At 61.7% G+C, this 26,042-nt stretch carries 15 protein-coding genes; 7 read left to right on the top strand and 8 right to left on the bottom strand.

What is annotated here, in order from left to right:
* Positions 1-338 precede the first annotated feature (338 nt).
* The 4 genes from HS968_RS13065 to HS968_RS13050 are packed head-to-tail and all read left to right on the top strand — an operon-like array spanning position 339 to position 13,035.
* Entirely contained in the window at positions 339-8,441 is an 8,103-nt protein-coding gene (locus HS968_RS13065; protein WP_182371536.1) for an Ig-like domain-containing protein, read from the top strand.
* On the top strand, positions 8,438-9,715 hold the full coding sequence (locus HS968_RS13060; protein ID WP_407681649.1) for a TolC family protein: 1,278 nt from the start codon (positions 8,438-8,440) through the stop codon (positions 9,713-9,715). The genes HS968_RS13065 and HS968_RS13060 overlap by 4 nt, the downstream gene beginning before the upstream one ends.
* Complete coding sequence (locus HS968_RS13055) at positions 9,705-11,867, top strand: type I secretion system permease/ATPase (RefSeq protein ID WP_182371534.1); 2,163 nt, start codon at positions 9,705-9,707, stop codon at positions 11,865-11,867. The genes HS968_RS13060 and HS968_RS13055 overlap by 11 nt, the downstream gene beginning before the upstream one ends.
* Positions 11,857-13,035, top strand: coding sequence for an HlyD family efflux transporter periplasmic adaptor subunit (locus HS968_RS13050; RefSeq protein ID WP_182371533.1), 1,179 nt, complete (start codon positions 11,857-11,859; stop codon positions 13,033-13,035). Before HS968_RS13055 ends, HS968_RS13050 begins: the two co-directional genes overlap by 11 nt.
* A 43-nt stretch (positions 13,036-13,078) precedes the next feature.
* On the opposite strand, the gene HS968_RS13045 is transcribed toward HS968_RS13050, so the two are convergent.
* From HS968_RS13045 to HS968_RS13020, 6 genes are read right to left on the bottom strand one after another with little or no spacing between them, the layout of a single operon-like run.
* Complete coding sequence (locus HS968_RS13045; RefSeq protein WP_182371532.1) at positions 13,079-14,020, bottom strand: D-2-hydroxyacid dehydrogenase family protein; 942 nt, start codon at positions 14,018-14,020, stop codon at positions 13,079-13,081.
* Positions 14,021-14,044: 24 nt separating this feature from the next.
* Complete coding sequence (locus HS968_RS13040; RefSeq protein WP_119691254.1) at positions 14,045-15,559, bottom strand: tripartite tricarboxylate transporter permease; 1,515 nt, start codon at positions 15,557-15,559, stop codon at positions 14,045-14,047.
* A gap of 3 nt (positions 15,560-15,562) precedes the next feature.
* The gene (locus HS968_RS13035; RefSeq protein WP_182371531.1) at positions 15,563-16,015 is read right to left on the bottom strand and encodes a tripartite tricarboxylate transporter TctB family protein; all 453 of its coding nucleotides are present in this window, start codon (positions 16,013-16,015) and stop codon (positions 15,563-15,565) included.
* A gap of 47 nt (positions 16,016-16,062) precedes the next feature.
* Complete coding sequence (locus HS968_RS13030; protein ID WP_182371530.1) at positions 16,063-17,043, bottom strand: Bug family tripartite tricarboxylate transporter substrate binding protein; 981 nt, start codon at positions 17,041-17,043, stop codon at positions 16,063-16,065.
* 35 nt (positions 17,044-17,078) lie between these two features.
* A complete protein-coding gene (locus HS968_RS13025; protein ID WP_119691251.1) occupies positions 17,079-18,329 on the bottom strand; it encodes an OprD family porin in 1,251 nt (416 codons plus the stop codon).
* A gap of 39 nt (positions 18,330-18,368) precedes the next feature.
* On the bottom strand, positions 18,369-19,445 hold the full coding sequence (locus HS968_RS13020; RefSeq protein WP_119691250.1) for a 4-oxalomesaconate tautomerase: 1,077 nt from the start codon (positions 19,443-19,445) through the stop codon (positions 18,369-18,371).
* Between the two features lie 212 nt (positions 19,446-19,657).
* Here HS968_RS13020 and HS968_RS13015 point away from each other — a divergent pair, with 212 nt between their 5' ends.
* Positions 19,658-20,572, top strand: a complete 915-nt coding sequence (locus tag HS968_RS13015) for a LysR family transcriptional regulator (RefSeq protein WP_106741247.1) — start codon at positions 19,658-19,660, stop codon at positions 20,570-20,572.
* A gap of 308 nt (positions 20,573-20,880) precedes the next feature.
* Positions 20,881-22,134 (top strand): OprD family porin, encoded by a 1,254-nt coding sequence (locus HS968_RS13010; protein WP_182371529.1) that lies wholly within the window; start codon positions 20,881-20,883, stop codon positions 22,132-22,134.
* 33 nt (positions 22,135-22,167) lie between these two features.
* Here HS968_RS13010 and pdxR read toward each other — a convergent pair whose 3' ends face one another.
* Positions 22,168-23,667 carry a MocR-like pyridoxine biosynthesis transcription factor PdxR gene (gene pdxR / locus HS968_RS13005; RefSeq protein ID WP_119691248.1) on the bottom strand — a complete coding sequence of 500 codons (1,500 nt, stop codon included), beginning with the start codon at positions 23,665-23,667 and terminating at the stop codon, positions 22,168-22,170.
* A 123-nt stretch (positions 23,668-23,790) separates the two neighbouring features.
* Between pdxR and HS968_RS13000 the strand changes: the two genes are divergently transcribed.
* On the top strand, positions 23,791-24,996 hold the full coding sequence (locus tag HS968_RS13000; RefSeq protein WP_119691247.1) for an NAD(P)/FAD-dependent oxidoreductase: 1,206 nt from the start codon (positions 23,791-23,793) through the stop codon (positions 24,994-24,996).
* A gap of 41 nt (positions 24,997-25,037) precedes the next feature.
* Here HS968_RS13000 and HS968_RS12995 read toward each other — a convergent pair whose 3' ends face one another.
* Entirely contained in the window at positions 25,038-25,907 is an 870-nt protein-coding gene (locus HS968_RS12995) for a helix-turn-helix transcriptional regulator (RefSeq protein WP_119691246.1), read from the bottom strand.
* Between the last annotated feature and the right edge of the window lie 135 nt (positions 25,908-26,042).

Below are 26,042 nucleotides of genomic sequence, written 5' to 3'. Positions count from 1 at the left end.
ATCGCTCACGAGCAGCACTGCCCCTTGTCGGTCATTGATAATTTTTTGGAATATAAGAAGGGAATTCATATCACTAAAAAGAATTTATGATTTCTGTTCGATCAGGCTCCCGATTTCTGAGCGAAATGTCAGGAATCCCCAGTTGAAGCGGCATTCCTCAAAAAGGACGTCGGTATCAGTATTTCATGAGTATCGAGGCTGCAAAAATCTGAGACACATTGTCTGCAGGCTACTTCCATGAAAATTTCTGAAGTCCTGCTATATGTTTCGTCATGGGTTCATGACAGCGGAAGTAATGCCAGGGCCCTTCTGTAAAACGGATAGGGATGTCACTGCCCATGACGATTTCAGCAAAGGTTTCTTCGCTCGCTCAACCTGTATCCCTCAGCACTGAACGCACCTTGGGTGGCACCCTCTCTCTCAGTGAAAGCAGTAATGTCGCTCTGGATCTATCCCCCGACGCCATAGCCAGTTACTCCCGTGATGGCAGTGATCTGGTGATTCGCATGACGGATGGCGAGACGCTTCGAATCAGCAACTTCTATGTCGAAGGTCAACCACCCAGCCGGCTCTATCTGGTCAATGCCGAGGATGAACTGCTGTTGGTCGAACTTGGCCCGGTCTCGCCAGAAGGGTTCATGGCCGCCAGCTACGCCTCGGAAGAAGTCGCAGCCGGCTTCGAGTCTCTGACGGCCGCCGGTGCTGCAGCGGGAGGTGGTCTCGGCACCACTGGCATGTTGGTGGCGGGTGGCCTGGCTGTTGCCGGAGGCGCTGCAGCTGCCAGTAGTGGAGGTGGCGGTGGCAGCGGAGATAACGGCAGTGGCAACCCGCCAACGCAACCTGGCTCAGCTACACCACCGAGCAATGTGAGCCTGAGCAGTGATGGCCGAACCATCACCGGCCGTGCCGAACCGGGCAGTACTGTAGAGCTGGATATAGACGGCGACGGAGTCCCCGATTACACCGCGCTCGTGGATGTGAACGGCCAGTTCACCATCAACGTTCTGCAGCCGTTGAACAACGGAGAACATTTGCAGTTGCGTGTGCGCCTGTCGAACGGAACCCTGAGCAGCCCGACAACCCTCTCCGCTCCTGACGATATCGCGCCTTTGCGTCCCAGCAACCTGCAGGTGTCCACCGACGGTTCCCAGGTCAGTGGTCGTGCTGAACCCGGCAGCACGGTCAGCATCGATATCAATGGTGACGGTCAGCCCGATGCTTCGGTAGTCGTGGGCCCCAGTGGGCAGTTCGTGATTCCGCTCAATCCACCGCTGAGCAATGGTGAGACCATCACCGTGGTGGCCAGGGATCCGGCCGGCAACACCAGCCCCAGTGTCTCCCTGATCGCACCGGATACTACCCCGCCACCGCCTCCCGTACTCGATGCGAGCAACGGCAATGTCGTCACGGGTACTGCCGAGGTCGGCGCTTCCGTGGTCATCGTGGTCGTCGGCAACTCTGCAGTTACCGTTCCCGTGGACGCGAATGGAAACTGGTCCTATACACCAAACTCTCCGATTCCCGATGGCACCACCATTACCGCCACGGCTCGTGACCAGGCAGGTAACAGCAGCACAGCCGTTTCCGTCGATGTGACCAGTAACATTCCCAACCCGCCCGTTGTTATCGTTGCCAACGGCACTGAAATCAGTGGCACGGGATTGCCCGGAGCCACGATCGAGATACGCAATGCCAATGGCGTGTTGGTCGCGCCGGCTGTCCAGATCGGCATGGACGGCAGGTGGTCGACGACGCCCACGGGTTTGTCTGCCGATACGCCGATCAAGGTCGTGGCAATCGATCAGGGCGCACAGAGCGCTCCCGCCAATCTAACCCTGGATGTCACTCCGCCCAGCGTCAGCGTGATCAATCACACTGCGACCCAGTTGAGCGGAACCGCAGAGCCTGGCAGCAGCGTTCAGGTATCTGTGGGGGGGAGTTCTCTGGGTGTGGTGGTGGTCGATTCGCAAGGTAACTGGAATCTTCTCCTCTCTCCCGCCCAGCCTGATGGGGCGCAACTGTCAATTACGGCACGGGATGCCGCTGGCAACGTCAGCGCCCCGCTCACCACGACAGTCGATGCACAACCGCCTGCCGCGCCGACCGTTGCGTCGATCGCCGCCACCAGCATCAGCGGTACTGCCGAGCCCGGCAGTGTCGTGCGCCTGGTGGATGACAATGGGCGGGGGCTGGGCGAATTGAATGTCGGCCCGAGCGGTGCCTGGAGTTTTACCGCGAGCCCGCCACTTGCCGAAGGCACCGAAGTGACCGTGACCGCGCGTGACCCGGCGGGCAACACCAGCCCGTCGACCACGGTACGCGTCGACACCACGGCACCTGCTGCCGCCACGGTCGAGCCCAGCAACGGCACTGTATTCACCGGTACGGCCGAGCCTGGCAGCAGCGTGACCATCACCGGCCCGGGTGGTGCTCCTATCGGCCAGGTGACGGCCGACGTCAACGGTAACTGGAGTATCACGCCCTCCCCAGCCTTGGCTGATGGCACCCAGGTTTCCGTGGTGGTGCGGGATCCGGCAGGCAATGCCAGTGCACCGGTGAGCGCCACTGTCGACCTTACCCCGCCGCCGCCGCCGGTTATCCAGCCCAGTAATGGTGACGAAATATCCGGTACTGCCGAGCCTGGCAGCATGGTGACAATCAATACCGGAGGCACCCCGCTCTCCGCAGTTGCCGACAGCAACGGCAACTGGAGCGTGACAGTCGTTCCGCCATTGGCCAATGGCACGGTGATCAACGCCACCGCCACAGACGCCGCAGGTAATGTCAGCGGCCCCTCGGCCAACGTCACCACGGACAGTACCCTGCCAGACCGACCGACCCTCGACCCAAGCAATGGCAACACCCTTGCAGGCACTGCCGTCTTTGGCGAAAGCGTGATCCTCACCGATGGCAACGGTAATCCCATCGCGATCGTCACCGTGGACAGTGGCGGCAATTGGTCTTACACCCCTACCCCCGCTCTCGCTGATGGCACGCATGTGATTGCCGTGGCGCGAGACGGCAGCGGTAACCTCAGCGCTCCGATCCAGATAGTGGTGGACGCTGTGCCGCCTCCGCCAGCGCAGATCGATGCCAGTAACGGCTCGCAACTGAGTGGAACCGCCGAAGCCAACAGCACCGTGCTGATCACTGGACCGGGTATTAATGCGCAGGTGACTGCAGGTTCTGACGGCAAGTGGGTCTATAACGCCGGCCCTGGTCTGCCGATTGCCGATGGCGCTACTGTCAGCGTCACGGTGCGCGACGCCAGTGGGAACACCAGTACACCGAGCACTGCCGTGATCGATGCGGCGCCTCCTGCTGCTCCGGTGGTCGCAGTCAGTAATGGTACTCTGCTGAGTGGAACCGCCGAAGCCGGCACGCAGGTGATCCTGAGTACCGTACCAGGCGGCCAGTTGGCCATCGTCAACACCGATGCCAACGGCAGATGGTCGTATGCGCCGCAACCGCCTCTGGCGAATGGTACCCAGGTCAGCGCGGTAGCCCGAGATGCAGTCGGCAACACCAGTACCAGTGGCAGCACCACCATCGATGCTCAACCACCGGCAGCCCCGCAGATTTCGCCCAGTAATGGCAGCGAAGTTCGCGGTACCGGCGAGATTGGCGCCACCATCAACCTGACCAATGCCAGTGGCACCGTAATCGGCACCACGGTCGTCGATGGCAGCGGTAACTGGGCTTTCACCCTGAATCCGGCGTTGCCCAACGGCACCCTGATCAGCGCCACCGCCACCGATGCGGCCGGCAACCTGGGCCCGGCAGCCACGACTACAGTCGACAGCATCGCACCCTCGGCACCGACCATCGATCCCAGTACCGGAACCACGCTCAGCGGTACCGCCGAGCCGAACAGCACGGTGCGACTCGTCGATGGCAACAGCAATCTGATCGGCAATGCGATCACCGATGCGTTCGGCAACTGGTTTTTTACCGTCACGCCGTCGGCGCTACCCAACGGCACGGTGGTCCGTGCCGTGGCAATCGATGCGGCGGGCAATATCAGCCAACCAGTCAGCACCACCACCGACAGCGTGGCACCAACCTTGCCCGGCATCACGGCCAGCAATGCGACCACCCTCGCCGGTACGGCGGACGCCGACAGCACGATATTGCTGACCCTGCCCAACGGCAGTGTGGTGGAGGTGCCAGTCGATGCCAACGGCAACTGGAGCTACTCGCCTAACCCGCCGTTCGCCGACGGTGCGCAGATCAGCGTTTCCGCTCGCGACGAGGCAGGTAATCTGGCCGGGCCAGTGGCGGTGACCATCGATGCCCTGCCGCCTGCACCGCCGAGTGTCGACCCCAGCAACGGAACCCTGCTGGAGGGCACCACCGATGCCAACACGGTGATCCTCATCACCATCGGCAACGGTGTACCCATCCTGATCACGCCCGGCCCTGGCGGCGCTTGGTCTTACACGCCGAATCCACCTCTGGCCGAAGGCACGCAGATCACCATCGTGGCCCGGGATGAAGCAGGTAATCTCAGCACGCCAGTCAATCCGCTCATCGATACTACGCCGCCCTCGGTCACGCTGGAGCTCAGCGATGGCAGCGTCCTGACCGGGCTTACCGAAGCGGGTGCCAGTGTTGCCATTTCCGTGGGCGGCAGCTTGATCGACACCGTCATTGCTGGCCCGGATGGACGCTGGATCTACACCCCCACTCCAGCCCTGGCCAACAACAGCGCTGTCAGCGTGGTGGCTACCGATGCTGCCGGTAATACCAGTAGCCCGGCAACCGGTACCACCGACAACCAGGCACCGAACGTATCCATCGAACCCACCAATGGCGAGACGCTCACAGGCGTCACCGAAGCCTTTGCCAGCGTCACCATCAGCAGCGGTGGCGTTGTACTGGCGACGGTCACCGCAGACAGCGCTGGCAACTGGAACTACACCCCAGCGACAGCCCTGGCAAACAACGCTCAGGTCAGCGTTACCGCGCAAGATGCCACCGGCAACACCAGTGCGCCTGCGACCACCACGGTCGACAGCCAGCCTCCGGCACCACCGACCATCAACCCCAGCAACGGCACCGAGATCATCGGCCGTGCTGAGCCCAACAGTTCCATCAGTCTGACCTTCAGCACGGGTGCTACGGCAGGCCCGATCAGCGTCAACGGCAATGGCGACTGGAGCTATACACCCAGCCCCGCATTGCCTGACGGCACCACCATCACTGCGGTCGCATCGGATGCTGTCGGCAATACCAGCCAGCCCACCAGCACGGTCGTCGATGCGGTGCCACCACCGAGCCCGGTCGTCCTGCCGAGCAGCGGTACTTCCATCAATGGCACTGCTGAGGCCTACAGCACCATCACTCTGTCCGTCGATGGCGTTCCTCTGCCCGGAACCATCACGGTGGATGCCAATGGTTATTGGCATCTGAGCAACATCGGGCCACTGGCCGACAATGCACTCATCGAGGCCTGGGCCACGGATGCGGCGGGCAATATCAGTGTGTTGCCCGGCACGGCCACGGTGGATGCCGATCTGCCTGATCCCCCCGTGATCAACCCCAGTCGGGGCAACATCATCACTGGCACTGCAGAGGCCAATACCACGGTCGAGCTGACCATAAACGGACAGAGCGTTCTCGTGTCCGTTAATGGCATGGGCGCCTGGAGTCACATACCTACCACGCCGTTAGGTAATGGTGTGCAGGTCACGGCGGTGGTGATCGATGCCTCCAACAACCGCAGTTCCCCTGCCACCCTGGTGATAGATGCAATGCCGCCGGCCATTCCAGTGGCAGAAGCGGCCAATGCCACGACGGTCATCGGGACGGGCGAAATAGGCTCCACGGTAGTGGTCAGGCTTGGCGCCACGATCCTGGGTAGCGCCACGGTAGGCACCGATGGCAAATGGACGATCACCATTCCGGCCCAGAGCAACGGTACGCCACTGGTTGTCGAAGCGCGGGACAGCCTGGGCAATACCAGCAACTTCACCGTGGTCGTGGTCGATGCCATCGCACCGGCCCTGCCTACCATACAGGCAACCAACGGCACCCTTCTCGGCGGCACGGCCGAAGCCAACAGCACGGTCATCATCAGCGTAGGCGGTGTTCAGGTCGGTACCGCGCAGGCCAATGGCTCCGGCAACTGGAGCTTTACCGCCAGTCCACCGTTGTCAGGAGGCAGCACCGTCGAGGTCGTGGCGCGGGACGCTAGCGGCAATATCGGCCCGGCGGCCTCGACCGTGGTGGATGCCACACCACCACCAGCACCGGTGGTTAACCCAAGCAACGGGATTACCCTGTCAGGCACTGCTGAAATCGGTAGCACGGTCATCCTGCTGGTTGGGGGTATGCAGATCGGCGCTGTCCCGACCGATGGCGGCGGCAATTGGACTTTCTCGCCCTCCCCGCGCCTGGCCGATGGCGTGAAGGTGGACATCAAGGCTCAGGATGGCGTCGGCAATATCGGTGCCTCCGCCAGTGTGACGGTGGATGCCGTGGCACCCAATGTCCCGATCATCAACCCAAGCAACGGGAGCGTTATCAGCGGCACGGCCGAGGTGGGTAGCAGGGTCATCATCCGCGATCAGAGCAATCAGGTCATTGCCGACCTCACGGCCGACGTCAACGGCAACTGGAGCTTTTCCCCGGTCGTTCCACTCACGCACGGCAGCCTTGTCTCCGTCACTGCCACTGATGCTTCCGGAAACGTCAGCACCGCTGGCAACGTGGTGGTGGATGCCCAGGCCCCCTTGACACCAACAGGGCTGATATCCGCCAACGGCACACTGTTGACCGGTATCGCCGAGGCCAACAGTCAGGTATCGATTCTGATAGGCGGCAGCGGCACTCCCATCGTGGTCACGGTCGGTAGCAACGGCGCCTTCACCGTACCGCTGTCACCTGCGCTGATCGCTGGCCAGAGTGTACAGATCACTGCCACCGATGCCGCCGGTAATACCAGCACGGCAGCCCTGGTTCAGGCGCCCAATCTGGCGCCGCCAGCCATCGTCGTAGCCGAAGCCGCTGACACCTACATCAACGCTGCCGAGATTGCCGATGGCATCCAGGTGCAGGTCGGCCTGCAACCCGGCATGCGCGTGGGCGATAGCGTAACGCTCACGTTCCGCGGCCAAGGGGGCTTCACCTTCACCCAGACGCACGTGGTCACCGCCGCCGAAGTATTGGCTGGCAGTTTCTCCGCCACGCTCACGCCTTCGGGCGGCAATGGGGCTTATCCGCAAGGCGCCGCCACGGTCACGGCCCATGTGAACAATGGTGCGGACGGAGCACCAGTGAACTTCGTCATCGACACCATTGCACCGGCGACTCCCGTGCTGTCGCTGGTTGGCAGCCTGTTGACCATTTCCGCCGACCCTGGCGTTGCCCTGACGATCACCGTCAATGTCGGAGGCGTGACCGCAACGCAGACGGTGACTGCCAATAACGCTGGCATCGCCTCGCTGAACCTGCTGACCGGTCTCAACATTGGCCTGACCTGGGATCAGTTGATCAGTGCGCAGATAGGCGTCTCCGCTCGCGATCAGGCGGGCAACCCGAGCAACATCGCGCAGATAGGCCTGGGGGTGGGTACCAATCTGCAACCGGTAACGGTTGGCAATTTCGCAGTGGATGCCAGCCTCAACCCGCTGTCGCCCAAGCTCGGCGTGACAGGTACCACGGCCGCCAATGCCAGCCTGATCATCGAGGTAATCTCCCCTGCCCTCAACGTCACCCTGTCACCGATCATCGCCAATGCCAGTGGCCAGTTCTCGCTCAACCTGCTCAGCCCCAGTGTGTTGAGCCAACTGGGCCTGAGCGTCACTGGCCTGCTCAACCTGGGGCCGGATCTGCAGTTGCGCATCACCTCCACATCGCAAGGTAAGCAAAGCGCGAGTTATCTGGTCGACCTCGATCCACTTGGCCTGCTTGGCTTGACCATCGGCGCGATCACCGTAACCGGGTCGGCACTGGATGACATTCTCTCCGGCACTGCTACCAGCGCCGAGCGGATCATTGCCGGCGCAGGCAACGACCTGATCCTCAACGTCGGCTCGGGTGATCGGGTGGAGGCCGGCTCCGGTAACGACACGATTCAGATCACTGCCACCAACTTCGTCAGCATCGACGGCGGCAGCGGTTTCGACACCTTGCTGTTCACCGGTGGCATCGACATCAACTTCAACAGCTTTGCGCTCGGAGCCATCACCAACATCGAGCGTATCGACCTGGGCGTTGGCGATGCCGGCAGTACCATCACGCTCACCGCCGCCCAGGTGGACGCACTGACCGACAGCGGCAACACCCTGCAGATCACCGGTGAGGCCAACGACATCGTGCAGGTCAGTGGCGCAGTCTTTCAGAACAGCCAGATCATCGACGGTATCCGCTATCAGGTTTACCAGTTCGGCAATACCACGCTGCAGATCGAGGAGAATACCGTTCAGGTCATCGTATGAATTCGAAAACCGCTTTCGCCTTTGGCGTAGCGCCTGCCTTGCGAAGCGTGGCGCTCGTCATGATGTTGGGATTGCATCCGGGGGCGGTTTTCGCCCAGGAACTGGTCGATGCAGTAAAGGCCGGACTCGCCATTCACCCCGAAGTGCGCGCCGTGATGGCGGATCGGGAGCGGGCCGGCACCGAAGTGGAGATGGCCAAGAGCGGCTACCACCCTGCCCTGAGCCTCTCGGCCGGCCCGCAGGAGTTCAACTTCGGCGACGTGGTGTACGACGCCACGGTGTCGCAGATGCTCTATGACTGGGGGCGTGTCAGCAGCAAGGTCGACCGTGCCTCGGCCGCGCACCAGCAATTATCGAAAAGCCTGCTGGTGACCCGTGACGATGCCGCGCTGGACATCATCGAGACCTACTTCGATGCCCTGCTCGCCGAACGTCGTCTGGAGGCGGTACGCCTGCATCTGAACGATCTCGATGACATCCTGCGTATGACCGAGGCCCGCGGCCAGGATGGTTATTCCGACCGTAGCGAGGTGGATCGTGCGCACCTGGAAATGACCCGTGCCCGCGAGCAGTTGGCGATGGAAAAGGGCAGCTTGCAGGAAGCCCGCAACCAGTACCGTGTGCTGGTCGGCACCGATCCGCAGGAACTCAGCGAGCCCAGGCCGATGTCGATGGCGCGTTATCTGGCAGCCAGTGACCTGTCGCGCATCATCACCCAGTCCCCGCTCTATCAGCGCAGCGTGCAGGACACCGCGCAAGCCGAGGCCGAGCTGCGGGAAACCAAGGCCGCCCTGCTCCCGCAATTGAATCTGGAGGCCACCGCCTTGCGCCGGGAGATCGGCGGCCAACTTGAAAACGACTCCATGATTGCTCTGCGTCTGCGTATGGATACGCTGCAGGGGCTGTCCAATTTCCAGCGCCCGACCGCCGCCCAGCAGCGCCTGGAGTCGGCGCAGTGGAGCCAGGACTCCATGCAGCGCGATATCAGTCGCAAGCTGCGCAACCTGTTCGACACCGAGGAAACCCTGCGCTGGCGTGAAGAATCGCTGCGCCAGCAGGTCGGCGAGTCGGATCAGGTCAGCGCGCTCTACCGCGAGCAGTTCGAGGTAGGCCGACGCGACATCATCGACCTGCTCAACGTCCAGCGCGAGCGTTTCGAAGCTGTACGCCAACTGGAAACCCTGCGCATCGAACGTCTGCGTATCGAATACCGTGCAGCAGCCCAGATCGGCCTGCTGGGCGCACTGCTGGAGAATCGCCTCAATGACGTCTGACGCCCGCTCGCCCCGGCAGAACAGGGATCATTTGCGCGATGGCCTGGTACTGCTCTGCCGGGAGCTTGGCCATCCGCTCAGCGAGAACGAGCTGGTCGATGGCCTGCCCATGGAACAGGGGCGCCTGCCCTTGCGCCTTGCGCCCCGTGCCCTACGCCGCGCGGACATCAATGCACGTGTCGAAACCGGCCAGCAGCTGCACGATCTGAAAGGCTACCTGCTGCCGGCCTTGTTGCTGCTCAACGATGGTCGCAGTGCCTTGCTGGTGAGCGTGCAGGATGAACAGGCCGATTTGCTTCTGCCGCAAAGTGGTGGTGGCCACGAACGCATCGCGCTGAACGTGCTGGAGCCGATGTTCAGCGGTGTCGTGGTATTCGCCAAACCCCGCTATCGCGACGACGGCAGGGCTGGCGACCTGGCTCAGGGGCAGCAAGAACACTGGTTCTTCGGTGCGATCAAGCAGATGCGCCGCTCCTATCTGGAGGTGGCCGTCGCCGCCATGGTCGCTAACCTGTTGGCCATCGCTTCGGCCTTGTTCGCCATGCAGGTCTACGACCGCGTGGTGCCCAACTCGGCCTTCGATACCCTGTGGATACTCGCCAGCGGCGTAGCTCTGGCCATCCTCCTGGAAAGCGTGCTGCGCGTACTGCGCGGCCATCTGCTCACCAGCATGGGCAAGCGCATCGACCTGCGCCTGTCGACCCTGCTGTTTGAGCGTGCCCTGCAGACCCGCCTGGCGGCCAAACCGGCATCGGTTGGCGCCTTCAGCTCGCAAATTCGCGAATTCGAGTCGGTACGTGAGTTCTTCACCGCCTCCAGCGCGGCGGTGATCAGCGACCTGCCATTCGTGGTGATCTTCCTGCTGATCATCGCGGTAATCGGCGGCCATCTTGTCTGGGTGCCCGTCATCGCCGTGCTGCTGATGCTCCTCCCTGCCCTGTTCGCCCAGGGTCACCTCGCTCAGCTGTCGCGGCAGAACCTGCGCGAGGGCGCGGTGAAGAACGGCATCCTACTGGAATCCATCGAACACCTGGAAACCGTCAAGGCCACGCGCGCCGAGGGGCGCTGTCTGAAGCTCTGGGAAAACCTCACAGCCCAACTGGCGGGCAGCTCGGTAAAGACCCATAACCTGACCTCGGCCCTGAGCTATGGCGTCAGCCTGGTACAGCAGATGTGCTATGTCGGCGTGGTGGTGTTCGGGGTCTATCGCATCAGTGACGGCCTGCTCACCATCGGTGCCCTGATTGCCTGCTCGATCCTCTCCTCGCGTGCCATCGCGCCGTTGTCGCAGAGTGCCTCGTTGCTCGGTCGCTGGCAGCACACGAAAGTCGCTCTGGAAGGGCTCGACCAGATGATGAGTGGCCCGGTCGAACGCACGGCTGGCCGCAGTTATGTCCGCAAACCCCGACTGGCAGGTGACTACAAGGCTCAGGCACTGACCCTGGCGCACGGTGAGGGGCCGACGGTCGTGGATATTCAGGCATTGCACATACGTGCGGGTGAACGCGTCGCTCTGCTCGGCGGCAACGGTGCAGGTAAATCCAGTTTTCTGCGTCTTTTCGCTGGTCTTGCCGACCCGAGCTCCGGTCGACTGCTGCTCGACGACGTGGGCATCGAGCAGATCGACCCCAGCGACCGCCGACAGAACATCGGCTATCTACCGCAGGACGTTGCGCTGCTCTATGGCACCCTGCGTGAGAACCTCAACCTGGAAAATGCCAATCTGAGCGATGACGAGCTGTTCGAGGCGCTCGATGGCGTAGGCCTCGGTGAATGGGTGCGTAACCATTCGCTGGGGCTGGACATGCCGATCCAGGGCAATGCCAGCCTCTCCGGCGGGCAGCGCCAGGCAATCGGTCTGGCCCGCGTGCTGCTGCAAGATCCGCCAATAGTGCTGCTCGACGAACCCACCGCGGCCTTCGACCAGACCAGTGAGAAACACGTGCTCGAGTACCTGCGCGACTGGCTCAAAGGTAGAACCCTGGTACTGGTGACCCACAAGAAAAGCATGCTCGAACTGGTCGAGCGAGCCATCGTCATGCGTCAGGGGCGGGTGATCATGGATGGCTCGCTGGATCAGGTGGTGCAGGACAATCGCGTTCAATCGCCACCGGATGCGACTGACGCCAGGGAGGTCATCCATGGCATCTGACGAACGCCTGCGCCGCGCACTGGAAGACCCACTGCTCAGCGCCACTCACCCGGTGTTCCGTCCGCTGATGTGGACGATCCTCTTCACTGTCGGTGCCTTCATAGCCTGGGCGATCTGGGCTGAACTGGACGAGGTCACCCGTGGCGATGGCCGCGTGGTGCCATTCAGCCGTATCCAGAAGATCCAGAGCCTGGAAGGCGGCATCCTCGACCGCCTGCTGGTCGGCGAAGGTGACATGGTGCGTGCCGGTCAGCCGGTGGTGCGCCTGGACGAAACACGTTTCCGCACCTCCTATCAGGAGACGGTCAACCAGGCCCAGGCCCTGCGCGCGACCATCGCTCGCCTGGATGCCGAAGTTCTCGACCATGACAGCATCGGCTTCCCGGCCGGCATCGCGGCAGACAGCGCCCTCGCCCGCTCGGAACAAGAGCTTTTTCGCTCACGTCGCGCCAAGCTCGAAGACAGCGTGCGCTCGCTCAATCAGCAGATCGGCCTGGCCCAGCGCCAGTTGAACCTGGTCGAGCCACTGGTGGCCAAGCGCGCGGTGAGCCAGATGGAGGCGCTCAAACTCAGCCAGGAAATCGCCGGGCTACGCGGCAAGCTCACTGAAGTGAAAACCGCCTATTTTCAGGACGCCTATACCGAACGCGCCAACAAGCAGGCCGAACTCAGCGCCCTGGAGCCGATCATCCTGCAGCGCGAGGATCAGTTGCAGCGCACCGAGATTCTCTCGCCGGTCAATGGCCGGGTGAATACGGTGCTGATCAATACCCGTGGCGGCGTGATCCAGCCTGGCGAGCCAATCATGGAGGTGATCCCGATGGAGGATCGCTTGCTGATCGAGGCCAAGATCAAACCACGGGACGTCGCCTTCCTGGTGCCTGGGATGCCGGCCAAGGTCAAGATCACTGCCTACGACTACAGCATCTACGGCTATCTCAATGGCACTCTGGAGCAGATCAGCGCCGACACCATTTCCGAGGATACGCTGCAGGGCAAGGAGTTCTATTACTCGGTACTGATCAAGACCGACGGTAGCCAGCTGATGCGCGGCGGCGAAGCGCTACCCATCATTCCTGGCATGGTCGCCGAAATAGACATCCTGTCCGGCAAACGCAGCGTGATGAACTACCTGTTGCGCCCTCTGGTGAAAGCGCAGTTGTACTGACCGGCGCACTTGCAGTCGTTGCTTGGGCTGGGTTGCCAGGCACTCAGTCGTTGCGCTGGTCAGCGAAGAACGCCCGCACATTGGCGAAGGCTTCGCCAAAGTAGGCCTCATAGCTGTGCCGTTCGACGTAACCCAGGTGCGGCGTACACAGCACGCGCGGGTACGTGAGCAGCGGATGGTCAGCGTGCAGAATCGGTTCCTGCTCGAATACATCCAGTGCTGCCTGGCCAGGCCGGCCATGATCCAGCGCGTCGAGCAACGCGCCGGGGGCGATCAGCTCGGCGCGGCTGCTGTTGACCAGCAAGGCATCGGGTTTCATTCGCGCCAGATCCGCGGCCGTCACGCAGTGCTGCGTTGCCGGCACCAGACGCAGGTGCAGGGTCAGCACATCGGCCTGCTCGAAGAACGCTTCACGCGAGGCTGCGGCTTCATGGCCATCGGCTACGGCAGCCTGACGGGATGCCTCGCTGCCCCAGACCAATACGCGCATATCGAAGGCCCGCGCATAGCGCGCCAGGCGTTGGCCGATCTTGCCATAGCCCCAGATGGCCAGCGTCTGACCATACAGGCGCTCACCCAGGTTGACCTGCCACTTGCCGGCATACAGCCCGTTCATGGCTTCACGCAACTGGCGCCGGGCATTGAGGATCAGCGCCCAGGTCAACTCCGCTGCCGCGATGGGCGAACCGGTGCCCTCGGCTACCGTCACGCCACGCTCGCGGCAGGCCTGCAGATCGATATGCGGCCCTGCCCGCCCGGTCTGGCTGAGCAGTTTCAGCTTGGGCAAACGCTGTAGCAGCGCTGCGTCGATACGCGTGCGCTCGCGCGTCAGCACCAGCGCATCGGCATCGGCGAAGCGCTCGGCGAGCACCTCCGGATCGCTGGCATGGTCGTGATACACCTGCACATCGAAGCCTTCGAGCAACTGGAAACAATCCAGTGACTGTACGACCCGTTGGTAGTCTTCCGGTATCACGACACGCATCTGGGAACGCTCCTTTGAAATGGATCAGGCCATGCTGGATACACGAGCCTGCTGGCGACGTGCACGCCAGGCGCGCCAGAACGGCAACGCGATCATCACGCCAACCAAAGCCCACACACCCCAGGTGATCGGACTGGCGAACAGTATCCCGATTTCGCCGTTGGACAGCGACAGGGCACGGCGCAGATTCTGCTCCATCAGCCCGCCAAGGATGAAGCCCAGCAGGATGGCCGAGAGCGGGAAATCCATCTTGCGCAGCACGTAGCCGAAGATGCCGATGACGATCATCAGGAACAGGTCGAAGGTGGTCGCATGTACCGCGTAGACACCGATGGCTGTGATGATCGCGACCGCAGGCACCAGCGCCCAGTAAGGCACGGAGAGGATCTTGGTGAAGATCTTGATCATCGGCACGTTCATCACGATCAACATCAGGTTGGCGACGAACAGCGAGGCGATCAGGCCCCAGACGATGTCTGGCTGGTTCTGGAACAGCAGCGGACCGGGTGTGATGTTATAGAGGGTCAGCGCACCGAGCATCACCGCCGTGGTACCGGAGCCCGGCACGCCGAGGGTCAGCATCGGCACCATGGAGCCACAAGCCGAGGCACTGTTGGCGGTTTCCGGCGCAGCCAGGCCACGCAGATCGCCTTTACCGAAGGTGTTGTCCTTCACCGCCATGCGTTTCTCGGACATATAGGCCACAGCACTGGCCAGTGTCGCCCCGGCGCCCGGCAGAATACCGAGGACGAAACCGAGCAGACCGCTGCGCAAGTTGGTACCCAGAACGAAGGCGCCTTCCTTGAGGTTGAACAGCATGCGACCGCTGGCCTTGATGGCCTTCTGACCCTGATGAGTCCGCTCCAGCAGAACCAGGATTTCGCTGATCGAGAACAAACCGAGCACCAGCACCACGAACTGGATGCCATCGGCCAAGCCGAGGCTACCGAAGGTGAATCGATACACGCCGCTGTTGGAGTCGATGCCCACGCAAGACAGCAACAGACCAATCAGCGCCGCAACGGCGGTCTTCAGCGGCTTGTTGCCCGCCATGCCGGCCAGGCAGGTGATGGCAAACACCATGAGTACGAAATACTCGGCCGGGCCGAAGGCCACCGCCCATTTTGCCAACAAGGGCGCGAACAGCACGACACCGATGGTGGAAATCAGGCCGCCGATGAACGAGCTCCAGGCAGACAGCGACAGCGCCACACCCGCCTGGCCGCTACGTGCCAGCGGATAGCCGTCGAGGGTGGTCATCACCGCCGAGGCTTCGCCCGGGATGTTCAGCAGAATCGAGGAAATACGGCCGCCGTATTCACAGCCCAGGTAAACGGCAGCAAGAAGAATCAGGGCGCTTTCCGGGGGCAGACCGAGGGCGAAGGCGACTGGAATCAGCAAGGCCACGCCATTGATCGGCCCCAGGCCTGGCAGCAGACCAACCACGGTGCCGATCAAGGTGCCACACAGGGCCGTGACCAGATTGTAGGGCGTCAGGGCGACACCGAAGCCCTGACTGAGATAACCGAGAGTATCCATGAATCAGTTCTCCAGGGACGAAAGGATGCCGAGTGGCAGAGGAACGTCGAGCGCCTTGTCGAACAGCAGGTACAGGCAGATGGCCAGGGCCGTGCCGCTGATCAGGCTTTGTGGCCAGCGGCCGCCATAAAGGCGCCCCATCCCGATGCCGAACATCACGCTGGAGAGAATGAAACCGAGGGTTTCGAACAAAGCAGCGTAGAGCCCCATCATCACCAGGCAGATGGTGACCTTGACCACCACCTCGCGGGACATCGGTGGCTCTTCGCCGTGCGACTCGGTAGCAGGCTTGAACAGCAGCTGTACGGCACCTGCCGCGATCAGCAGAAGCAGCAGCAGCGGAAACGCTTTCGGGCCGACTGGTTCATAGGAAAAGGGAGCGCTGTATCCCCAGGCGGCTACCGCCAGGACACAGCAAAGCAGCAGGGTGATACCTGCGAAAATACGATCGTGCATAGCGGGGCTCCGCGAGAACGCGCCGCCCGAAGGCGGCGCCATAGGCATCATTCAACCAGGCCGAACTCGCGTCCCAGCTGGCGGTACTCTTCTACCTGGACTTTCACCAGATCATCGAGCTCCTTGCCATCGACATGGAACGGCAGCACATCGCGATCGGCCAGATAGCTCTGGAACTCTTCGGAAGCACTGAGCTTGGCGAAGCGCTCGCGCCACCAGGCGACGTCTTCGGCCTTAACGTCAGGCCCAACGAAGTAGCCACGGATCAACGGCCAGAGAATTTCATAGCCTTGCTCACGTGCGGTGGGGATCGAGGCCAGCTCGCCAGTCAGGCGCTCTTCGCTGAATACCGCCAGCGTATGAATGTTGTTGCCTTGCTGCGCGCGAATCTCGCTGGCACTGCCGGTCACCAGATCCACATGTCCACCCATCAGCGCCATGTAGTGCTCGGAGCCCCCTTCGAACGCGGCATAACGCAGGTCACGTGGATCGAGGCCTGCTGCACGTGCCAACAGGGCGATCTTCATCCAACCCTGACCACCGATGCTGCCGCCACCGCCGACGGTGATGCTCTTGGGGTCTTTCTTCAGCGCTTGCACGACGTCGTCGAGCGTCTTGTACGGCGAGTCGCCACGCACGGCCAGGGTGCCGTAGTCGGTGCCGACGGTGGCCAGCCATTGCACGGCGTTTTCATCGAAGCGGCCGTATTTGCCCAGTGCCAGGTTCAGCAGCGAGGCGCCAGAGAACGCCACCAGGGTGCCGGGTTCGGCACGACGGTTGGCGGCGATGGAGTTGTAGGCAATGGCGCCGATGCCGCCCGGCATGTAAGTCACGCGAATCGGCGAGTTGATCAGGTTCTCGTCCTTGAAGCCGACCTGCGCCAGCTTGCAGGTCAGGTCGAAACCGCCGCCGGGCTTGCTCGGGGCGATGCATTCAGGGCGATGCGGTTCACCAGCGACAGCCGAGGCGCTGCCGATGAGCAAGGCCAGGGTCAACGGCAGAATCTTGCGAAGGGTAAGAGTTGACATGCTTGTTCCTTTTATTGGAGTTGTCAGGAAAGGCGTTACCAGAGCGGTACGATGTAACTGAGGATCAAACGGTTCTCGTCCAGATCACGAACGAAACTTGAGCGATAGGTGGCGTTTCTCCAGGTCACTTTGAGGTTCTTCAGAGGGCCATTGGTAAAACCGTAGGCAATGTCGGTATTACGCTCCCACTCCCGCCCCTCTCCTGCTGCCAGGTCTACCTGGTCGCCACGAACGTAGCGGGTCATGAAAGTCAGCCCGGGTACGCCGACAGTGGCGAAATCGAAGTCGTAACGCAGCTGCCAGGAACGCTCGTCGGGACCGGCGAAGTCGTTGATCTGCAGGAAGTTGGTCAGGTACGGCGTGGCGCCGTTGACGTAGGTGAAGGCATCGTCACCCCGCATCTTCTGATAGGCGAGTCCTAAGGAATGCCCCGCGACGCTGTAGGTGAACATCGCGTTGATGGCCTGGTTATCGATCTTGCCAACCCGCTCCTGACCCGCTTCGCTGTTGTTGAAGTAACGCAAATCGCTCTTCAACTTGCCGGCGCCAAGCGGCAGCGTGTGTTGCAGACCAGCGAAGTGCTGGCGATAGATATCACTCAGCTCGGCATAGTGATAGCTGGCCAGCAACTGCGGATTGATCGCGTAATCGACGCCGGCAAAGCGCAATTCGTCGCTTTCCGGACTCGCGCCGAAACGGCCGTTCTTGTTGTTCAGTGCAAGCTTGTCCGAGCCGGACACGTTGCGCTGAACAACACGGTTGATCTCGCCCAGAGTGAAGGTCGCGCCCTCGAGATCCTTGCTCTGCAGTTGAAAACCTTCGAACACCTGAGGCAGCAGGCGTGCGTTGCTGTATTGCAGGTAAGGCATCTTCGGCAGCAAAGTGCCGACGCGCAGCTGGCTCTCGGCGAAGCGCACCTTGCCGGTCACGCCAAGCTTGCTGTAGTCATCCTCGGCGCGATTGCGGCTGTCGCGTGGCAGCAGATCGGTGCCGCTACGATCAGGCGAGGAATCGAGCTTGATGCCCAGCATGCCGATGGCATCGACGCCAAAGCCGACCGTCCCCTGGGTGAAGCCGGACTCAAGGTTGAGGATGAAGCCCTGGGCCCACTCCTCTCGCTTGTTCTGCCCGGCATTCTCCCGAAAGTCGCGGTTGAGGTAGAAGTTGCGCAGCTCCAGGTTGGCCTTGCTGTCTTCGATAAAGCCTGCAGCCGTGGCGCCAGCACCAGGCAGTGCAAGGACGGACATGCCCAGGACGGAGCAGCTCAGGGATTTCTTTCTTGTCATTATCATGAACCCTACGGGTGTGGTTGTGGTGAAACGGAATCAGCTTCCTGTTCGGCGCAGGTTGGGGACATAAACCTCGCCCGAGAACAGGCGGCGTGCGGTGCGTACCAGCGAGGCGCGCAGGTTTTCAGGTTGACCGTCGCCGGCAGGCTGCAGGGAAACCTCGATCTGCCCGCCTGGGTGCTCCAGGCGCACGAGTGCTTCACCGGCGATAGGGGCTATGTCCTGAGCGACGCTGCCGACAACGGCGCAGGCCGTCGCCAGGCCAATGGCCCCTGTGGCGGCGACCGAGCGATGACAGCTGTGCGGCATGAAGTAGCGAACGCTGAGGGTGCCGCCATTTCGTGCTGGCGCCAGCAACACCGGCTTGGGAATGACCATCTGCGAGACATCGCCGAGGCCCATGGCCAGGCCGGCCTGCAGACGAATGCGCTCCAGGCGCTGCAGAAATGCCGTATCGGCATCCAGTTCCGCTGGCGACTCGTAACCGGTCTTGCCCAGCGCTTCGGCGTGCATCAGCACCATCGGCATTGCCATGTCGATGCAGGTGACCTCGACACCGTCGAACTGGTCACGCACACGGCCAGTCGGCAGCAACTTGCCGGTCTTGGCGCCAGCGGCGTTGAGGAAGGTCAGTTTGATCGGCGCGGCGGTACCCGGTACGCCATCGATGGCGGTATCGCCGTCATAACGCACACGGCCGCCCGGGGTCATCACGTCGGAGTCGACGAAGGTGTTGGTGTTGAGATTACGGATACGCACCCGCGTCATCGGCGAACTGGCATTGACCAGGCCGTGTTCGATGGCGAAGGGGCCGATGGCGCAGAGCATATTGCCGCAGTTCGGAGCGGTGTCGACGCGACGCTGGGTCACCATGACCTGCACGAACAGGTAGTCGACGTCGGCATCCGGGTGTGGCGAACGGCTGACGATCGCCACCTTGCTGGTTTGCGGGCTGCCACCGCCAATGCCATCGATCTCCAGCTCGTGGCCAGAGCCCATCAGGCTGAGCAATACCTCATCGCGCTGCTGTGGATCGCTGGGCAGATGGTTGGCCAGAAATACTGGCCCTTTCGAAGTACCGCCTCGCATGAGTACACAAGGTACCGTCCGCATGATGCCTCCAACGCATTAAATCTATTGATTGTTGCCTTGGAGTAATTATGAAGAGCGCGTTTTTATTCTGTAAAATGCATATATTTGTACATTTATTCCGATATGCGCATTAATGCATGCGCATACACTACGTCTTGCCAGGCTCAGCCTCAGAGACTAGGGTTGACTGGTGCAATGAAAACAAAAATATCAGGGACTAATAATCAAAACGCATGAATTACGAACTTCAAGACATCCGGGCTTTCGTGAAAATTGCCGAATTCGGTAATTTTCACGAGGCCGCCAACGCGATCCACCTCTCCCAGCCGGCATTGACCCGACGCATGCAGAAGCTTGAAGAAGGTCTCGGCATCCAGTTACTGGATCGCACCACCCGTCGTGTCAGTCTGACGGCCGTGGGGCGCGATTTTCTGCCCAAGGCCAGGCGCCTGCTGGATGACTTCGAACGCTCGATACTGGGCATCCGAGAGCTTGCCGAGCGTCAGTCAGGCCAGGTGACACTGGCCTGCATCCCGACCGCCGCCTTCTACTTCCTGCCCACGGTGATTCGTGCCTTCAACCTGCAATATCCGAAGATTCGCATCCGCATTCTCGACCTGAGTGCTCACGAAGGCCTGGAGGCGGTGATCCGTGGTGAAGCGGACTTCGGCATCAACATGCAGAGTGGCCAGAGTGCGGAAATCGACTTCACCCCGCTGGTCAACGAACCCTTCGTCCTGGCTTGTCGCCGTGATCATCCGCTGGCCAATCAGCCAGAGGTCGCGTGGCGCGAGTTGAGCGACTACAGGCTTATCGGTGTCGGTCGCCTGAGCGGTAACCGTGTGCTGCTCGACCACGGCCTAGCCAATCTGGACTGGCGGCCGAGCTGGTTCTACGAGGTGCAACACCTATCCACCTCTCTGGGTATGGTCGAAGCCGGCCTGGGCATTGCCGCACTGCCGAGCCTGGCGATGCCTGCCGAAGATCATCCGATTCTGGTCAGACGCCCGCTGGTCGATCCGGTCATCAGTCGAACGCTGGGGCTGGTGCGTCGTCGGGCTTCCTCCTTGTCGCCTGCGGCCGAGCAGTTTGTCGAGACCCTGCTGCGGCAATGGCCCAGCTACACCTCGCTGGGCAGCGACAGCTGAAAATGCAGGCAAAAAAAAGCCGCGCTGGAGTACCGGCGCGGCCATAAGTCGTCTTAACCAAAGGAGATGAAGTGGAGCCAGAGCGGTGCTGTCTGGGGGAGGAGTAGAAACCACCGCTCGGGAATCTTCATCGGGGTGAAGCCTATCGCCCTTCGTCGCGAACACCCCATCGAAGTCACTGATAGTGATCATCGATCCGCTTGAATAGTGCCTCTCGCCATGTGCTGATAACTCTAAGCGCGCCCTCTGGGCCGGGCCTTGCCTCGCTGTGAAGTCCGTTTAGAAAGCACACGACATCGGGAGCAAACATGCACAAGAAGCACTGTCTCGCGCTGGCTTGCAGCCTTGCGCTGGGCGGCCAGCTGGCACATGCCAGCAGCCAGTCCGAAGCCAATGGGTTCGTCGAAGACGCCAGCCTCAATCTGTTGCTGCGCAACGCCTACTTCAACCGTGATTACAAGGACAACACCAACGACGCCAAGACCTGGGGTCAGGGTTTCATCGCCACCTTCGAATCGGGTTTCACCCAGGGTACCGTTGGTTTTGGCGTCGATGCCTTTGGCCTGCTCGGGGTAAAACTGGACAGCGGTCGCGGTCGTAACTATGCGGCCTTCTTCGACACCGACAGCCAGGGTCACCCGGTGGACGATCTGTCCCAGGCTGGTGGCGCGGTGAAGCTGCGTTTCTCCAATACCGTGATCAAGTACGGCAACCAGTTCCCTTCCCTGCCGGTTCTGGCTCATGACGACAGCCGCCTGCTGCCGCAGTCCTTCACCGGCACGCTGGTCACCAGCAACGAAATCGAAGGCCTGGAACTGAATGCCGGTCGCTTCACCGCTGACAGCCCGATGGGCGACCCGGCACGCGACCCCAACCGCCTGAAGAGCATCGATGTACTCGGTGGTAGCTATGCCGTCAGTGACGACCTGAGCGTGGCGCTGTACCACTCCGACATCGAAGACGTGTACAAGCGCTACTACGCCAACGTCAATTACAACCTTGCCCTGGCGGCGGATCAGGCGCTCAATTTCGACTTCAACATCTACCGTACCAAGTACGACACCGGTTCCGATGCGGCGCTGGATTACGGCGGTGATGGCGAAGGCGACCGCAACACCATCTGGAGTCTGGCGGCCAATTACAGCATCGGCGCCCATGCCTTCATCGTCGCTCACCAGCGCAACACGGGTGACGCCGGCTTCGCCTATGACTATGGCGATGGTGGTGCCAGCATCTACCTGGCCAACTCCTACTACTCGGACTTCAACCTGAAGGATGAGCGTTCCTGGCAGGCCAGCTACGAGCTGGATTTCGCCGAGTACGGTGTGCCGGGCCTGCGTTACAAGTTCGCCTATGTACGCGGTGACAACATCGATACCGGCAACGACAATAAGGGCACCGAGCGCGAGATCTTCAACCAGGTCAGCTACACCATCCAGAGTGGTGCGGCCAAGGATCTGCACCTGCGCCTGCGCAACTCCATCTACCGCTCCAGCAGCGACGTAGGGCCGGATCTCAACGAGATTCGCGCCTTCGTCGAGTATCCGCTTAGCATCCTCTGATGGCGGCCGCCCCGGCCTTGGCCGGGGCACTTCTCAACCGCGCAAGGCCAGTGCAACAGCCTTGGCGGCATCCTCGATGGTGCGTTCTTCATAGGGCGCAAAGCCCATTACCAACCCCGCTGCACGAGTATTCACGCAGTAGCGTGACAGCGGAATCGTGTCGATTCCGGCAGCCTGCAGACGGGTGAAGGCGTCCTGCTCGCTCTCGACCTGTAGCTGGCAGGCGATGTCCATTCCCGCGCGAATTTCCGGCACCTCAATCAGGCCTTGCCAATGCCTGTGCGCCGCCTCGGCGAAGGCCTCGGCGCGCGACGCATAGATCTTGCGCATGCGTCGCACATGACGGTCGAAATGGCCCTCGTGAATGAAATCCGCGAGTACGGCCTGCGCCAGGCTGTTGGCATGCCGTGACATCAGCGCTGAAGCGCGCGTGAAGCTCTCGAGCAGATGCTCCGGTAGCACCAGATAGGCCAGGCGCACGCTGGGAAACAGCAGCTTGCTGAAGGTACCGGCAAGAATCACCGAATGCTCCGCGGCCGGCATCGAACGTAACGCAGGTATCGGCTTGGCGATGAAGCGGTATTCGCTGTCGTAGTCGTCTTCGAAGATGTAGCTGCCCTGCTCCGCTGCCCACTTCAGCAAGGCCAGACGCCTGGCTGGCGACAGCTCGCCCCCCAGCGGCGCCTGCCGTGACGGTGTGACATAGGCCAGCCTGGCAGCAGGCGCCTGGCGCATGCCTTCTTCTACTTGCATGCCGAAGCGATCCACCGGCACATCCACGCGACGCACTCCGGAGATGTCCATCAACTGCCGTGCGCCTGGGTAGCCAGGGTCTTCCATCCACACCTGCGAGTCGCCTGGGGCCAGCAGCCGCAGGCAGATATCGAGCCCTTGCTGCACGCTGCTGAGTACCAGGATGCGCTCGGGTGATACCTGCACGCCACGGGCAATGGCCAGATAACTGGCGATGGCTTCACGCAATTCGGGCAAACCCGCCGGATCGGAATCGAGCAGCATGGACAGACGCGAGCTGCGCAGTTGCTGGGTATGCAGCTTGCGCCACAGATCGATGGGGAAGGCGTTGATGTCACCACGGTGGGGAAAGAACGGTCGCAGCCCGGAAGGCAGTGTGCGCCGGGAGAAAATCGGCACGATCTCGTCCAAGCGTTTCAGCCACGGAGTCTCAGGAGCGCTGCGTTTCTCCTCCTGCACCGGCACCACCTTGCGTCGAACGTAACCCGCATTGAGCGTGGGATCCGGCAATACCTCACTGACCCGCGTACCGCTACCTGTTCGTGCTTGCAGGTAACCCTCGGAAAGCAGCTGCTGGTAGGCCGCCTGCACCGTGCCACGGGCCAGGCTGTAGTGCTCGGCCATGGCGCGGGTGCTGGGCAATTTACTGCCTGTTGGTAGACGGCCGCCGAGGATCGCCCGCCTTAGCGACTCATACAGCCAACTCTGCAGGCTAGCCCCGGCTTCCGGAGCCCCCAGCGGCAGGAATACCACGTGTGGCGGGGCTTTTTCAGATGGCATGCAGGCTCCAAAGTGGATCAGCTATTTCTATCGATAATGGATCAATACTCTGATCCAAGACAACCACACAATTCATCCCGTAGTCAGCCAACACCCCTACTCTTCACTACGGGAATTCACGATATGAAACAGCAGATCCTGATCATCGGTGCCGGTTTCGGCGGTATGTGGAGTGCACTGAGCGCCACGCGCCTGCTCGACAAACAACAGCGTCTCGATGTCGCCGTCACCCTTCTCGCCCCGCAAGCCGAACTGCGCGTTCGTCCGCGCTTCTACGAGAGCGACCTGGCCACCACCGTAGCGCCGCTCGGCCCGTTGTTCGAAGCGGTTGGCGTGCAGTTCATCCAGGGCAGCGCCACGCGTATCGATGCAGCAGGCAAGCGAGTGATCTATCGCAACGCCGCTGGTGCACAGGCCGAACTGCACTTCGATCGACTGATCCTGGCCAGCGGTAGCCAGGTCGCCCGTCCACCGTTGGCTGGCATCGACCGTTTCGCTTTCGATGTCGACAGCCTGGAATCAGCACAGCGTCTGGAAGCCCATCTACAAAGCCTCAGTGAGCGACCAAACAGCCTGGCACGTAATACCGTGGTCGTGGTGGGCGGCGGCTTTACCGGAATCGAAACCGCCACGGAAATGCCGGCACGCCTGCGCGCCATCCTGGGCGACAAGGCCGACATCCGCGTCATCGTCGTCGACATGGGCAAGCGGGTTGGCAGTGCCATGGGCGAACAGATCGCCAATGTGATCGCCGAAGCCAGCGACACCCTGGGCGTGACCTGGCGGCTCGGCAGCCCGGTCTCGATGGTCGACGAACATGGCGTTATGCTCGATGACGGCGAGCGCATCGAGGCCAGCACAGTGGTCTGGACCGTTGGCGTGAAAGCCTCGCCGCTGACCCAGCAGATCGACGGCGAGCGCGATGCGTTCGGTCGCCTGCACGTCGACCGCAACCTCAAGGTGCTCGGCCAGGAAGCCATCTACGCCACCGGCGATACGGCCTATGCCGCGGTGGACGATCAGGGCAACCATGCCTTGATGACCTGCCAGCACGCCATCGCCCTGGGTCGTTCGGCGGGCAACAACGCCGCTGCGGACTTGCTCGGGGTCGAGCCAACGCCTTACAGCCAGCCCAAGTACGTCACTTGCCTCGACCTCGGTGGCTGGGGCGCGGTGTTTACCGAGGGCTGGGAGCGCAAGGTGGTGCTGACTGGCCAGGAAGGCAAGGCGCTCAAAACCGAGATCAACACCAAGTGGATCTACCCGCCAGAGGCCAACCGCGAAACCGCGCTGGCCGCTGCCGACCCACTGATCCCGGTCGTGGCCTGATCCTCAAGCAAGAGCCCTGAGCTACACGGCTCAGGGCGGCATCAAGGCCAGTCGCGATAGATCCTGGCCTTGAGTTTGGGCGGTGGCTCGCGGCCGGCATCCCGCAGCCACTCACCTGGCGGCTGGCCGATCTGCTGCACGAAGGTACGCGAGAACGACGCCTGCGAGCTGTAACCGACCGCATCGGCAATGGTCTTGATCGGCACGCCCTCGCGCAGCATGTCCTGCGCCACCTTCATTCGCCATGCCGTGACGTAAGCCATAGGCGCCATGCCCATCACCTCAGTGAACAAAGCCGCGAATTTCGAGCGCGACATCTTCGCCAACTCGGCCAGACGCTCGACGCTCCATTGCATTTGCGGCTCCTGGTGGATGCAGATCAGCGCCGGCCCCAAGCGGCCGTCCTGCAAGGCATAGAGCAAGCCGCTGGAAATCCGTCCCTCGCCCACAGCACGGCGTACCAGCAGCACGAACACATACTCGAACAGCAGGTTCAGTGCCTTGCTGCGCCCAGGCGCCGGCGTACGAAACTCACTGACCAGCGAGCCGATCACCGGGCCGAGTTGCTCCAGGGCGCTCAGGGGGAAGACCAGGGTTTCCATCAAACCCAGCGGAAAGGGCTGCTGCCCCGACCGGCCAAACTGGAACGACGCGCAGATCAGATCGGCGCCACTCTCTTCCTGTGCACGCAGCTGATAACGGCAACTGCTTGGGCAGAACAAGACACTGGGTTGATTGATCGCGATACGGGGCAGATCGGGTTGCACCATATCGACCCCGCCACGCTCGATCACGTGAAGGAACGCCATGCCTGGCGGTTTATCCAGAACGAGGGTGCCCTCAACCGGGCCGGCGAAGAACAGTCGCCCTTGCAGGCTCGTGCGCTCGAAGAACTCGGAAAGAATATCCATTTGGGGACGACCTGATAAAGATTCTGTACGTATGGGAAAAAGTCGAACCAAGCCCAGCCCTAAGATCAAGCCATCGCTGATGGTAGACAGTCTCAACCCTGCCTGCCAACGCGAAAAAACCTAATCTAATCAAGC

It is taken from the genome of Pseudomonas berkeleyensis (assembly GCF_014109765.1).
Classification (GTDB): domain Bacteria; phylum Pseudomonadota; class Gammaproteobacteria; order Pseudomonadales; family Pseudomonadaceae; genus Aquipseudomonas; species Aquipseudomonas berkeleyensis.
The sequence above is the reverse complement of the archived record's forward strand: the minus strand, read 5'-3'. Positions and strand labels throughout refer to the sequence as shown.

Excerpts from the sequence above, each read along its gene's own strand:
- HS968_RS13065 (WP_182371536.1), top strand. The coding sequence starts at position 339 with ATGACGATTTCAGCAAAGGTTTCTTCGCTCGCTCAACCTGTATCCCTC.
- HS968_RS13060 (WP_407681649.1), top strand. The coding sequence starts at position 8,438 with ATGAATTCGAAAACCGCTTTCGCCTTTGGCGTAGCGCCTGCCTTGCGA.
- HS968_RS13055 (WP_182371534.1), top strand. The coding sequence starts at position 9,705 with ATGACGTCTGACGCCCGCTCGCCCCGGCAGAACAGGGATCATTTGCGC.
- HS968_RS13050 (WP_182371533.1), top strand. The coding sequence starts at position 11,857 with ATGGCATCTGACGAACGCCTGCGCCGCGCACTGGAAGACCCACTGCTC.
- HS968_RS13045 (WP_182371532.1), bottom strand. The coding sequence starts at position 14,020 with ATGCGTGTCGTGATACCGGAAGACTACCAACGGGTCGTACAGTCACTG.
- HS968_RS13040 (WP_119691254.1), bottom strand. The coding sequence starts at position 15,559 with ATGGATACTCTCGGTTATCTCAGTCAGGGCTTCGGTGTCGCCCTGACG.
- HS968_RS13035 (WP_182371531.1), bottom strand. The coding sequence starts at position 16,015 with ATGCACGATCGTATTTTCGCAGGTATCACCCTGCTGCTTTGCTGTGTC.
- HS968_RS13030 (WP_182371530.1), bottom strand. The coding sequence starts at position 17,043 with ATGTCAACTCTTACCCTTCGCAAGATTCTGCCGTTGACCCTGGCCTTG.
- HS968_RS13025 (WP_119691251.1), bottom strand. The coding sequence starts at position 18,329 with ATGACAAGAAAGAAATCCCTGAGCTGCTCCGTCCTGGGCATGTCCGTC.
- HS968_RS13020 (WP_119691250.1), bottom strand. The coding sequence starts at position 19,445 with ATGCGGACGGTACCTTGTGTACTCATGCGAGGCGGTACTTCGAAAGGG.
- HS968_RS13015 (WP_106741247.1), top strand. The coding sequence starts at position 19,658 with ATGAATTACGAACTTCAAGACATCCGGGCTTTCGTGAAAATTGCCGAA.
- HS968_RS13010 (WP_182371529.1), top strand. The coding sequence starts at position 20,881 with ATGCACAAGAAGCACTGTCTCGCGCTGGCTTGCAGCCTTGCGCTGGGC.
- pdxR (WP_119691248.1), bottom strand. The coding sequence starts at position 23,667 with ATGCCATCTGAAAAAGCCCCGCCACACGTGGTATTCCTGCCGCTGGGG.
- HS968_RS13000 (WP_119691247.1), top strand. The coding sequence starts at position 23,791 with ATGAAACAGCAGATCCTGATCATCGGTGCCGGTTTCGGCGGTATGTGG.
- HS968_RS12995 (WP_119691246.1), bottom strand. The coding sequence starts at position 25,907 with ATGGATATTCTTTCCGAGTTCTTCGAGCGCACGAGCCTGCAAGGGCGA.